The sequence below is a fragment of the Sporosarcina sp. QA0331 genome (genome assembly GCF_055808055.1).
The window spans coordinates 3,050,429-3,062,856 of sequence record NZ_CM147850.1; the positions used below are offsets into that span (position 1 = coordinate 3,050,429).

Genomic DNA, 12,428 nt, shown 5'->3' on the forward strand with positions numbered 1-12,428 from the left:
CGTTTTCCTTTGACTTAAGAGTTGCAAATGACTAAAGAAAGGGGGGATTCCGACGTGTGGGATTTACTAGGACAAATGCTATCAAGAATGACGCTCATTATTACAATTGCCTTCCTTATTACACGACTTCGCACGTTTAGACAGATGATTTATCGAGATCTAAATTTGAAGGACGGCATTGTAATGATTATACTCTTTGGTTTATTTGGGGTGATAGGAAATTATACTGCCATTGTCGTCGATCCGGAAGCACATGTGATCTCCAACTTTTGGAATCCTGCCCTTCAAATGGATAATGCGATTGCAGATACACGCAATATCGGCATCATCATAGGCGGATTGGTCGGCGGACCATTCGTCGGGCTTGGATCGGCTTTGATTGCAGGTGGACATCGTTTCATTATGGGTGGATTTATTAGCGATGCCACTTTCATCGCTTCTCTTATCGGAGGAGGATTGGCAGGGCTGTTTGGACGTAAATTGCGAGACTTTGGCTTAACCCGTCCTTTGCCAATGTTTTTAAGCGGCCTCTTGATTCTTATCATTCAAATCCTGCTTATCCCTTTGTTTGCTTCCCAGCACAGTACAGCACTTCATTTAATCAGTTATACCGGGATACCTATTATCGTTATTAATAGTATTGGAGTCTGGATTTGCGCAATTGTTTTTAATAGTGTCATTCAGGATGAGGAACATACACGGGCCAGCCAAACAGCAAAGGCGCTCTCGATTGCAAATCAGACACTGTCACTTTTTCGCCAAGGGTTAAATGAATCTTCTGCGACAAAAGCTGCAAAGATCATTCAGCAGTTAACAAACGTTGACGATGTGGCAATCGCTCGAGGCATTAGGGAGCTTGCACATACCAGCGGAATTAGCAGCCAATCTGAAAAGAAATATAGAGAGCTTGTGTTCAAAACCGGAAAAATGGAAAACGCTCACTCCCCCGAGTATGAGTTTATTATTTTCCCGTTAATTGTAAAAAGTAAAACTATCGGGACTATAACTTTTTACTATAACCAGCCATTTCACGTAACATCTGTAGATCGGGAAATGGCAGAAGGGCTTAGCAATTTATTTTCCAGTCAATTGGAACTGGGTGAGGTGGAACGTTATAATCAATTGCTGCAGGACGCTGAAGTAAAAGCACTTCACGCCCAGATTCACCCGCATTTTTTATTCAATGCTTTAAATACAATTGTTGCACTATGCCGTATGGATCCTTTGCTTGCACGGCGATTGCTGCTTCACTTATCGACTTTTTTAAGAAATAATTTAAGGGGACTTACAGATCGTCTTGTACGTGTTGAAAAAGAGCTGGAAAATGTGCATGCCTATTTCGCATTGGAAAACGCACGCTTTCCTGATAGGTTTGAACTTACTATTAAAATGGATTCACATCTGAATCAAGCGCTCATACCACCGTTCGTACTGCAACCGCTTGTTGAAAATGCCATTACACATGGAGAACTAAAAGACCTGGGAGGAATCGGGAAAATCCACATCGATATAAAACAGCATGAAGCGGAACTGCAATTAACCGTTACAGATAATGGGATTGGCGTGCCGCCGGAAAGACTAGCTGATTTAGGTCAGCGTGTTGTCAATTCAACGAAAAATGGCAGCGGATCTGCGCTGTTCAATATTAAAGAGCGTTTAACTGCATTATTTAGCCAAGACGCTACTTTCAAAATGGAGAGTACGGAAGGACAAGGGACAACTATTTTTATAACATTACCGATACAATTTTAATAGGAGATCGATGGATATGCTGCAAGCTTTTATCGTAGAAGACGAACAATTTGCACGAGAGGAATTAAAATATTTATTAACAGAAACAGGCGATATAGAAATCATCGGTGATTCTGAAACGATGCATGAGGCGCTATGGGATATTAATGATCTTCAACCGGATGTTGTGTTTCTGGACATCGAGCTCGCCAAAGGAAATGGACTGGAGCTGGCGAAACAATTTAAGCATATGAAAAAGCAGCCAATGATTGTATTTGCAACAGCTTACGATGAATATGCACTTGAGGCATTCAATCTCGATGCCGTTGACTACATTGTGAAACCGATCGATGAAGCAAGATTGCGCAAAACCGTAGACAAATTGCTAACACAAGCTCAGTTTCATGGTCATCGGCAAACGCAAATGAGTTCACAACCGCAAGGATTAAAAACAATCCCTGCAAAAGACGGGGATAGAATGATTATTGTCCAGGCAGATGAGATTTACTATATCGGAACAGAAAACCGGCAATCTTATATTAAAACCGCTCATCATAAATATGAGTCGGATTTATTGCTTTATCAGTTGATAGAAAAACTTGGTGAAGACTTTCTCCAAGTTCACCGAGGATACATTGTCAATGTCAAGCATGTTTCTTCCATGGAACCATGGTTTAACCGGGCATATAATTTATTTTTAAAAGACGGATCAAAAGTGCCCGTCAGCCGTTCCTTTGCAAAAAACGTGATGCAGAAATTAGGATTTAAATGAGCGAATTTTGCTTTCGCTTGCAGACATTAAGAAATAGCACCCATATGCATGGATGCTATTTCTTACACTTATTATGACCAGCCAATGAGTTGGGCGACGACAAGTACTACAATAGAAATTGCAGCCCAAATGAGGAATAGTGGATAGAAGAAACGAATCCACGTTTGCCATTTCACACCTGCAATTGCTAATGCTGCCATGAAGTACCCGCTTGTCGGGTAGAAAATATGTGTAAACCCATCACCGAGCTGATAAGCAAGAACTGCAGTTTGTCTTGTCACTCCAACCATATCTGCAAGCGGAGCCATAATTGGCATTGTAACGAGTGCTTGTCCACTGCCGGACGAAATAACAAAGTTAATAAGAACTTGCACAACATACATACCGACTGCTGCCAATGCTGGCGGCAAATCGCCAACGACTGCACCAAGTGCATGGACAATTGTATCCATAATGTTACCATCCTCTAGTACAACCGCCACCGCTCGAGCGAGTCCAACGATAAATGCCCCCATTAAGACGTCTTTAAAACCTTGATTGAATGCTTCACAAATATCTCCGACTTTAAGACCGGCAATCATCCCGACGGCGATTCCCATAATGATAAAGAGCCCCGCCATTTCAACCATAAACCAACCTTTTGAAATAACACCGTATACAAGGATGACGAAGAATAAAAGCGCTACAATTGCTGCCCACTTTTGCCGTCCTGTTGCAGGAATGGCTTCAGCTTTTCCTACATTGTTATACAATGCACGTTTTTCCGTATCATCTTCATACACAAGACTGTTCATTGGATTTTTTTTGACTTTCTTAGCATAACGGGTAATGAATAAAACTGCTGCCGCCACAGTCACGATAAATACTATTAAACGCAATCCAAGTCCAGAGAAAACCGGAAGACCCGATAACTTCTGTCCTAGTCCTGTGTTAATCGGATTTAATACGCCTGCTGTAAACCCGACGACAGTCCCGCAAAGTGCTATGGCTGCTGCTGTTATTGAATCGTAGCCAAGCGCAATAATGAGCGGCATGATTACCGGAATATAAACGAGCGATAATTCAGCCGTTCCAATCAATGTGGCTATCACTGCGAATACTGTTGTTAATACAGGGATGAGCATAATACTATTATGCGCAAATTTCCTTGCAAGTTTATCAACAGCAATTTCAATGATCCCAGTGCGACGAAGCACCATAAACATTCCACCGATGATAAACGTGAAGAATACAACTTCTCCTGCATCAATCAACCCTCGAGGAATAACCGTTAAAAAGTCCATAATGCCAACCGGGGTCTGGTCGACATAATTAAAGGAATTTGGATCGATAGTCGTTCTGCCATCTGGTCCTGGCACACGTTCAAACTCCCCTGACGGAATGAAATATGTTGTCAAAGCCGCAAACGCACTAAAGACAAATAAAATAACATAAATATGCGGCATTTCAAACTTCTTCTTTTTCTTTTCCGGCTGCTGCTTTTCTATATTCAGCTGCTCTGTATTTCGCACGATGAACCCTCCAAATGTGAATTATATGACCAAATAAATGCAATCAATTTGGGATACAAACACATTATAATTGGGGAAATATTACCGTGGCTGTTTTTATAACCAAGTGTCCTTATGTAGAACAAATGGTACATAGTTTGAAACGAAAAGTACATTTTAAATACTTTATGAGATTGAAAGCTCCATGTACAACTGTCCAAACAATACTTTCAATAGACCAATTTCCTTGGGCTCATATTTCATGTATGTTCACATCTAATCCGGGAACGCTAAAGACAAATAGTTATCTACGTTTTTCCATGAATGGAGAATTACAAATGACTGAAAAACAAGCCCCTCCTTTATTGAATGAAATGGCAAATCGATTCAAGCCATCGGAAGACATCGTTCAAACACCTTTACAAATTAAAGGCCACACTGCATTCCTATTTTATGTGAAATCGGTCGTGGATGGTGATAAGTTGCAACAGACGGTTATTCGACCATTTTTTGAAATGGCCTGCGAAGAAGACTTTGCATCCTATATTCAATCTTTGCCAAACAGAATTGACATTCCTTCTAAAGATAAATTGCTAATTTTATTAAGCGCTGGAACTGTGTTGATTGCAGTTGACGACAAGTCATATTTATTAGATTTGCGCCTTGTGAAAAACAGTGAAGTTCAAGATACCCTAGTGGAACCGACTGTCCATGGACCACAAAAAGGGTTAAGCGAAGATATTGAAACGAATATCAATCTAATTAGGCAAAGATACCATACATCTGCTTTAAAAGTTGAAGCACTCCAAACGGACACGCATACGAATCGAGCAATTACGTTACTCTATGATAATGATAAAGTCGATCCGGATATAGTGAAAAAAGTGAAGGGGCAGCTTAACGAGCTCACTATCCCTCTCATTCAATCAGCGGGTGATCTTCAACATTTCATGAACAAAAGAAAACTCACTTTATTCCCATCCGTTATCATAACGGAACGACCAGACCGCATTGTCTACAATTTAAATAATGGAAAAGTAATTATCATAGTTGACGGAAGTCCGGAAGTACTTGTCGCACCAGTTATTTTTTTGGATTTCATGTCATCGATGGAAGACAATTACCATGTTTTTAGTGTGACGACATTTACAATTATATTGCGATATGCTGGTCTCTTCACATGTTTATTGCTTCCTAGTCTGTATGTGGCGGTGACATCCTATAACCCGGAAATACTGAGAGTAGAACTCGCTCTCACTGTTGCGGGTGGGAGGATCGGTGTGCCGTATCCTTCATTTATTGAAGTATTTTTCATGCTGTTTTTCATGGAATTATTAACCGAGGCGAGTATGCGGTTACCGAAAGCTGTCAGTTCTACCGCAACTACTGTTGGCGGACTCATTTTAGGCACAGCTGCAACAGAAGCAGCACTCACCTCAACAATTATGATCATTATTATATCCGCTGTCGCAATTTCCACTTTTATTATTCCACTTACTGAAATGAGCTTCGCAATACGAGTGATTCGGCTTTTGTTGCTTGTGTACACTTCCATCTTTGGATTAGTCGGTTTATTAGTCGGCTTTTTAGGATTACTCATGCTATTGGTAAGTAAAGAAAGCTTAGGCGTTCCTTATTTGCGCATTCCATGGGTGGGTAAAAATGATGAGATGGAGATGGACAATAAATGAACCGTTTCCTTGTCTATTTAATATTGATAAATATGCTAACTAATATGGTTTCCACCACACCAAGAATCCTCATCACCGGTAGTGATCGCGGCACAATTACAGGCATGATTACGGCACTTATTATCGGCATGACTTTGACTTATATCATCATTTCGTTGTTCAGTAAATTCCCGGGGCAAGGCTTGCCTGAAATTTTACAAACAAATATTTCGAAATGGGTGGCATCACCTGTACTTCTATTTTTCTCGATGACATGGTTTTTCGCCGGTCTTACAACTTTAACCATCTACACATTTATCATCCTCCGGTTTCTGACGCCTGAAATGTCAATTTATATCGTCATTTTAACATTTGTCACCGTCGTCACATACGGAATGGTTATGACGACCAGAAATATTATGTATTTTGGTGAAGTGGTTTTTATCCTTGCTGTTCCTATTATCTTTTTTGTCCAAATGAAAGGGTATTTTAGTTCTAATCTGAATTGGGATTATATCCGAGTTGCTATTATGGAAATTAATCATCTACCTCAATATACATCTTTTGCTTCTTCACTTTTCATCGTCGTAGGGGCAGCTAATTTAGTCATTTTCAATCGATTTTTCAAGAAATTGAAAAATCCTACTCGTAAAGGGATGGCTCTACTGTCTTTTCTATGTACGTACATTCTCGCGACAACTTATTTCCTACCAATTGGATTTGGCGGATTTGACTCTCTCGATAATGTGCTCTATCCGTGGATTATGACGAGTGATTCGATACGTATGAAGTTTGGGATTGTTGAAAGGATCCTCTTTTTCTTCACCGGTGCCTTTTTGGCGCTTGGCGTCGTCAGTATGGTGATGCATTGGCATGTTTCGCTGCAGTTGCTTTCAAGTGTTATTCATTTCAAACGTTTCAAATGGAAATCAGTGAACTTAACTCGCCCATTATTCATTATCATCTATTGGATCGTTGCTACAGTGACAACTAAACGGATTACAACGGAAGGGCTTTTTCAATCGGTCAAATTATTTGATAAGTACATTCTGCCAATCGTATTAGCTACCCTGATCTGTAGTCTATTATTGGCGAATAGGAGGCAGCAAAATGGCGGGAAACAAAAAAATTAGTAAAGTATGCCTTGCTGCCATCCTTTTAGTCTCCTTATTGATACAGACCGGATGTGCTTTCAAGGACATCGACAAGCGAATATTCGTCTTAGGAGTCGGCATCGATCCTTCTGAAAAAGTGAATAATGGTTTCAGAGTGACATTAACATTGGCAAAGCCTGTTGGTAATATCAAACAAGCCACTGAGCCAGGCTATGTCTATCTGTCTCATGACTCTGAGTCAGTTGCCGAAGCGGTGCGTGCTCTAGCAACACATGTTGATAAAACGTTGGATTTTGGCCATGCCAGAATCATTATTCTGAATAAGGAATTACTATCTAAAGATCTAGATACATTCATGGATTTTTTTACAAGGCGAGCCGATATTCAAATGATTGCATATATGGCCGTAGCCGATAAAACTGCAGAAGAAGTGATTACCTTCGAGCCGAATTCCGAAACACCAGCTTCAACCCCTTTGTTTAACTATTTCGATGAAACTGGCACAGAAAGCCCATACGTCGTGACAACTTTTTTATTTGAATTTAGAAGAGAAGTGTTAGGAAAAGGAATAAATACAATTATGCCGATCATCGGAATCGACAAAGAGAACACTGAATATGCCATTAATAAATCAATCATCCTTAAAAAAGCAGGACAGCCAGTCGAATTGACACCTACCGAGACGAAGTACTTCAATTCGATTGTGAACAAGGCATCGGGGTTTAGCTATAAAATTGAGGAAGATGGATTAATCATGGTATTGAATATCGATCAAGTGAAGATGAGATATAATATCATCCTTGATGAAGGTACCCCGCGGATTGATATGAAGGTAACAAAAGTTGGCGTCATAGGCGAATCTAATAAGCTCCTGAACAACGCACATTTACAAAAGTACGACAAAATTGCGGAAAACGATATTAAAAAGAAATTAGAGGATTTATTGAAAAAGCTACAAGAAAACAATGTCGATCCTTTCGGTTTCGGTCTGCGTTATCGGGCAACAAGATTGTCACGTGAGAATCTTATGGAAGAATGGGAGCGCATCTATCCCGAGATTGAATTTAATGTGACCATGAGTGTTGAATTGAAAAGTACAGGGGCGGTTGAATAATACAAAAGCGGAAAGCGTTTGCTTACTTGTTTAAAAAACAGACCACACATTTCTACATGCGTGGTCTGTTCTTTATTTATTTTGAAATGCCCGCCAACCGATATCAGTGCGGTAGAAAAATCCGTTCCATTCGACTTGATTCAACTGGTCGTAAACTTGGTCGCGTGCTTCTTCCAATGTTTTTGCTTTCGCAGCAGCAAGCAGAACCCGTCCGCCATTGCCGATAAAATGATTCCCATTTGCTTTCGTACCGGCATGAAAGACGTCGAGCCCATTCAACTCCCCAAAATCCGGCAGTTGTACCCCTTTCACAACATCTCCTGGATAGCCGTCGGATGCGATGACGACGCCAAGCATAGCATCATCGTTCCATTCCAATTCAAATGGCTCTTTCTTCATTAACGCCATCATGAATTCCCCGAAATCGGAAGCCATTCTTGGGAGAACAACTTGTGTTTCCGGATCGCCGAAGCGAGCATTGAACTCAATCACCTTTGGCCCTTCATTCGTCAAAATAAGACCCGCATAAAGGATGCCCGTGAATGGAGCCCCTTCCTCCGTCATGGCGCGAACTGTCGGAACGACAACTGTCTTGTATGCCTCTTCAATGACGTGCTCCGGAATATGCGGAACTGGAGAATAGGCCCCCATTCCACCCGTGTTCGGACCTTTATCACCGTCGTACGCACGCTTATGGTCTTGCGCGATGACCATCGGATAAATTTGCCCGTCATGGACGAATGACATGTAAGAGAACTCTTCACCATCAAGGAATTCCTCGATGACGACGCGGGAAGAAGATTCGCCGAATCGTTGATTGCCGATCATATCGTCAACTGCTTCGAGCGCTTCCTCCATCGTCATTGCGACGATGACCCCTTTACCTGCAGCGAGCCCATCCGCTTTCACGACGATTGGTGCGCCTTGCTGTCGGATGAATGCCTTCGCTTCCTCAGCATCCGTGAACGTCCCGTAAGCAGCCGTAGGAATTCCGTATTTTTTCATCAAATCCTTCGCAAAAGACTTGCTGCCTTCAATTTGAGCAGCATCCTTCGACGGCCCGAAAATACGCAAGCCTTTGTCTGTGAAAAAATCGACGATGCCTTCCGCCAACGGTTGCTCCGGTCCTACAAAAGTCAAATCAATCTGTTGTTCAATCGCAAATGAAGCAAGCGCATCGAAATCAGTCACATCGATTCCGATACATTCCGCATCGTTTCTCATGCCGTCGTTGCCAGGCGCAACATACACTTTCGAAACGGACGGCGAATTGTTGAATTGCCGTGCAATCGCGTGCTCCCGACCGCCGCTGCCGATGACGAGTACTTTCATCTTTATCTTCTCCTTCGATCAATGTTTGAAATGACGTACGCCTGTGAACACCATCGCAATGCCGTATTCATTAGCCTTCTTGATGGAATCTTCATCTTTAACAGATCCTCCAGGCTGGATAATGGCAGTAATGCCCGCTTTTGCAGCTGCTTCCACTGTATCGTCCATCGGGAAGAATGCGTCAGAAGCAAGCGCTGCACCTTTCGCACGGCCCCCTGCTTGTGTCAAAGCTATATTCGCTGCACCTACCCGATTCATTTGGCCAGCTCCGACGCCGAGCGTTCTTTGCGCATCCGAAACGACAATTGCGTTTGACTTCACATGCTTGACGACTGCCCAACCGAGCTTGAGTGCTTCCCATTCCGATTCCGTTGGCTCACGGTCTGTTGCAATTCGGATGTCTGCATCGGCAAATCCAAAAGTATCCGGCTGTTGCATGAGAAGTCCGCCTTCAACTGATACCGTATTCCAAGCATCTTTTGTATGTTGTTCGAACGGGATCGTCAACAGACGAATATTTTTCTTCTTTGTCAATAGCTCAATTGCTTCATCCGTGAATGAAGGTGCGATGATGATTTCGAGGAAGATTCCCGAAAGTTTTTCCGCCGTCTCCGCATCCACTTCACGATTCAACGCAATGATGCCTCCAAAAATGGAAACCGGGTCAGCTTCATATGCTTTATTGAACGCTTCGGCAATTGTTTCGCCGACACCAACACCGCACGGATTCATATGTTTGACTGCCACTGCAGCTGGTTGGTTGAATTCCTTGACGATTTGGATCGCCGCATTCGCATCTTGGATATTATTATAAGAAAGCTCTTTGCCGTGCAATTGCTCCGCGCTCGCAATTGAAAAGTCCGAACCGAGTGGTCGGCTATAGAAAGCCGCTTGCTGGTGCGGATTTTCTCCATAACGGAGAGGCTGTTTCAATTCGTATGTAAATGTTACTTGCTCAGGGAATTCTTCACCTGCTAGATTGGTCAAATATCCGGAAATGAGTGCATCGTATGCTGCAGTATGACGGAAAACCTTCGCTGCTAGACGTCTGCGCGTGTCAGGAGTCGTTTGCCCTTCTATTTGCAACTCTTCAAGCACTTGACCATAATCTGCGGCATCGACGATAACTGTGACATAGGCGTGGTTTTTCGCGGATGCGCGAAGCATTGCCGGTCCGCCGATATCGATGTTTTCAATCGCATCCTCAACAGTAACGTCAGACTTTGAAATTGTTTCTTTGAAAGGATACAAGTTAACACAGACGATATGAATCGGTTGTATGCCATGCGCCTCCATTTGTGCTTGGTGTGCTGGATTGTCCTGCTTCGCAAGCAATCCTCCATGAATCATTGGATTAAGCGTCTTGACTCGTCCTTCCATAATTTCAGGGAATCCCGTTACTTCGTCAACCGCCGTCACTGCGACGCCGTTTTCTTTCAAATGCTTCATTGTCCCGCCTGTTGACAGAATTTCGTAGTCCAATTTTGCAAGCGCCTGTGCAAATTCCAAAATTCCGTTTTTGTCTGAGACACTGAGCAATGCCCGTTTTTTCACGAATGAACCCCTCCGTTAGTTAAAATTAATTTCTGCAATGTTTCTTTATAAATGACATGCTCAACCGTATGAATCGCTTGTGCTGTCAATTCCTCATCGCCTTCAACGACCGGCACCGCAACTTGCGCGAGGATCGGTCCTGTGTCCATCCCTTCATCGACAAGATGGACAGTGACGCCTGTCAGTTTCACACCGTGAGCGATCGCTTGCCCAATTGCGTCCTTGCCAGGGAATGAAGGAAGCAAGGAAGGATGAATATTGACGATGCGTGAAGGATAAGCGGCTAATAAAGTCTGTCCAATTAGCCGCATATATCCTGCTAGCGCAATCCATTCCACGCCTTCTTCGCGTAAAATATCGAGCACCGCTTCCTCATACGCTTGCTTAGTCGAAAAAGCTTTCGGCTCCAACGCAACGACTCGGATATCTGTCTGCCTTGCGCGCTCCACGACGAACGATGCGGGCTTATCCGTTAGCACAAGGACGATTTCCGCATCCAACTCACCTTCACGGCATGCAGTTTCCAGCGCTGCAAAGTTGCTGCCGCTTCCTGAAGCGAATACCGCGATTTTTGCTTTTTCCTTCATTCCGCCAAGCTCCCATCATGGCTTCCTTTGAAAACGACTCCTGATCCGCTTACGACACGACCAATTTCATATGCTTCTTCGCCGTGTTCAGCAGCAATTTGAATTGCCCGCTTCGCTTGTTCAGCAGGGAGTGCGATAACGAAGCCGATTCCCATATTAAAGACGCTATACAGATCTTTATCTTGAAGTTCGCCTTTTACTTTCAGCATTTTGAATACTGGCAATACCGGCCATGAGCCAAGGTCGATTTCGACGCCGAATCCTTCTCCGAACATTCTCGGAAGGTTTTCATAAAATCCTCCGCCAGTAATATGCCCCATCGAGTGGACGTCGAGCTCCTTATGAATTTGCATAACCGGCTTCGCATAGATTTTCGTAGGCTCAAGCAAAGCCGCTCCAACCTTGCCGAGCTCCTCGAATCCAGCGATATACTCGTCAAGTTTATATCCTTGCTCTTCAAGAACGATCTGACGGACGAGTGAGAATCCGTTCGAGTGGATGCCGCTAGAAGCGATGCCGACGAGAACGTCCCCTTCAGCGACTTTTTCCCCTGTAACCACTTTGCTCTTTTCGCAAGCGCCAACTGCAAATCCGGCCAAATCATATTCCTCGACATCGTAGAGCCCAGGCATTTCAGCCGTCTCTCCGCCGATCAACGCTGCACCTGACTGAACGCAGCCATCCGCAATTCCTTTGACGATTGCCTCAACCTTTTCAGGGACCGCTTTCCCGAGTGCGATATAATCCAAGAAATAAAGCGGCTCCGCGCCTTGCGCAACGATATCATTCACACACATCGCAACACAGTCGATGCCGATCGTATCATGCTTATCTGCAAGAAACGCCAATTTCAATTTCGTGCCGACACCGTCCGTTCCGGAAATGAGCACAGGTTCTTTATAATTCAGCTCGGAAAGATCGAACATTCCTCCGAAGCCTCCGAATGCGCCTGCTACACCTTTGCGCGCAGTACGTGCTACATGAGACTTCATTCGCTCAACGGATTCATAGCCCGCCTCGATATTCACTCCCGCTTTTTCATACGCCTTTGACATGGATAGTC

Annotated in this window: 10 protein-coding genes; 5 read left to right on the forward strand and 5 right to left on the reverse strand. The window is 43.4% G+C overall.

The window, feature by feature from the left end:
• The first annotated feature begins 54 nt into the window (after window positions 1–54).
• Complete coding sequence (locus AC0L13_RS15490) at window positions 55–1,752, forward strand: LytS/YhcK type 5TM receptor domain-containing protein (protein WP_473641142.1); 1,698 nt, start codon at window positions 55–57, stop codon at window positions 1,750–1,752.
• Between the two features lie 16 nt (window positions 1,753–1,768).
• Window positions 1,769–2,503 carry a LytR/AlgR family response regulator transcription factor gene (locus AC0L13_RS15495; protein WP_473641144.1) on the forward strand — a complete coding sequence of 245 codons (735 nt, stop codon included), beginning with the start codon at window positions 1,769–1,771 and terminating at the stop codon, window positions 2,501–2,503.
• 71 nt (window positions 2,504–2,574) lie between these two features.
• Here the strand turns inward: AC0L13_RS15495 and AC0L13_RS15500 are convergent, their stop codons facing one another.
• Window positions 2,575–3,948 (reverse strand): YfcC family protein, encoded by a 1,374-nt coding sequence (locus tag AC0L13_RS15500; protein WP_473647051.1) that lies wholly within the window; start codon window positions 3,946–3,948, stop codon window positions 2,575–2,577.
• A gap of 383 nt (window positions 3,949–4,331) precedes the next feature.
• On the opposite strand from AC0L13_RS15500, the gene AC0L13_RS15505 reads away from it, so the two are divergent.
• From AC0L13_RS15505 to AC0L13_RS15515, 3 genes are read left to right on the forward strand one after another with little or no spacing between them, the layout of a single operon-like run.
• Window positions 4,332–5,684: a spore germination protein gene (locus AC0L13_RS15505; RefSeq protein WP_473641146.1), complete on the forward strand. Its 1,353-nt coding sequence runs from the start codon at window positions 4,332–4,334 to the stop codon at window positions 5,682–5,684.
• Window positions 5,681–6,796 carry a GerAB/ArcD/ProY family transporter gene (locus AC0L13_RS15510; protein WP_473641148.1) on the forward strand — a complete coding sequence of 372 codons (1,116 nt, stop codon included), beginning with the start codon at window positions 5,681–5,683 and terminating at the stop codon, window positions 6,794–6,796. The genes AC0L13_RS15505 and AC0L13_RS15510 overlap by 4 nt, the downstream gene beginning before the upstream one ends.
• Window positions 6,774–7,892, forward strand: a complete 1,119-nt coding sequence (locus AC0L13_RS15515) for a Ger(x)C family spore germination protein (protein WP_473641150.1) — start codon at window positions 6,774–6,776, stop codon at window positions 7,890–7,892. Before AC0L13_RS15510 ends, AC0L13_RS15515 begins: the two co-directional genes overlap by 23 nt.
• A 72-nt stretch (window positions 7,893–7,964) precedes the next feature.
• Here AC0L13_RS15515 and purD read toward each other — a convergent pair whose 3' ends face one another.
• From purD to purM, 4 genes are read right to left on the reverse strand one after another with little or no spacing between them, the layout of a single operon-like run.
• Window positions 7,965–9,224, reverse strand: coding sequence for a phosphoribosylamine--glycine ligase (gene purD / locus AC0L13_RS15520; RefSeq protein ID WP_473641152.1), 1,260 nt, complete (start codon window positions 9,222–9,224; stop codon window positions 7,965–7,967).
• 18 nt (window positions 9,225–9,242) lie between these two features.
• Window positions 9,243–10,778, reverse strand: a complete 1,536-nt coding sequence (gene purH / locus AC0L13_RS15525) for a bifunctional phosphoribosylaminoimidazolecarboxamide formyltransferase/IMP cyclohydrolase (RefSeq protein ID WP_473641154.1) — start codon at window positions 10,776–10,778, stop codon at window positions 9,243–9,245.
• The gene (purN, locus tag AC0L13_RS15530) at window positions 10,775–11,365 is read right to left on the reverse strand and encodes a phosphoribosylglycinamide formyltransferase (RefSeq protein WP_473641156.1); all 591 of its coding nucleotides are present in this window, start codon (window positions 11,363–11,365) and stop codon (window positions 10,775–10,777) included. Before purN ends, purH begins: the two co-directional genes overlap by 4 nt.
• On the reverse strand, window positions 11,362–12,420 hold the full coding sequence (gene purM, locus AC0L13_RS15535; protein WP_473641158.1) for a phosphoribosylformylglycinamidine cyclo-ligase: 1,059 nt from the start codon (window positions 12,418–12,420) through the stop codon (window positions 11,362–11,364). Before purM ends, purN begins: the two co-directional genes overlap by 4 nt.
• Window positions 12,421–12,428 lie beyond the last annotated feature (8 nt).

Bases quoted from the DNA above. Each gene is read 5' to 3' on its own strand.
- AC0L13_RS15495 (WP_473641144.1), top strand. From the start codon at position 1,769: ATGCTGCAAGCTTTTATCGTAGAAGACGAACAATTTGCACGAGAGGAA.
- AC0L13_RS15500 (WP_473647051.1), bottom strand. From the start codon at position 3,948: ATGCCGCATATTTATGTTATTTTATTTGTCTTTAGTGCGTTTGCGGCT.
- AC0L13_RS15505 (WP_473641146.1), top strand. From the start codon at position 4,332: ATGACTGAAAAACAAGCCCCTCCTTTATTGAATGAAATGGCAAATCGA.
- AC0L13_RS15510 (WP_473641148.1), top strand. From the start codon at position 5,681: ATGAACCGTTTCCTTGTCTATTTAATATTGATAAATATGCTAACTAAT.
- AC0L13_RS15515 (WP_473641150.1), top strand. From the start codon at position 6,774: ATGGCGGGAAACAAAAAAATTAGTAAAGTATGCCTTGCTGCCATCCTT.
- purD (WP_473641152.1), bottom strand. From the start codon at position 9,224: ATGAAAGTACTCGTCATCGGCAGCGGCGGTCGGGAGCACGCGATTGCA.
- purN (WP_473641156.1), bottom strand. From the start codon at position 11,365: ATGAAGGAAAAAGCAAAAATCGCGGTATTCGCTTCAGGAAGCGGCAGC.
- purM (WP_473641158.1), bottom strand. From the start codon at position 12,420: ATGTCAAAGGCGTATGAAAAAGCGGGAGTGAATATCGAGGCGGGCTAT.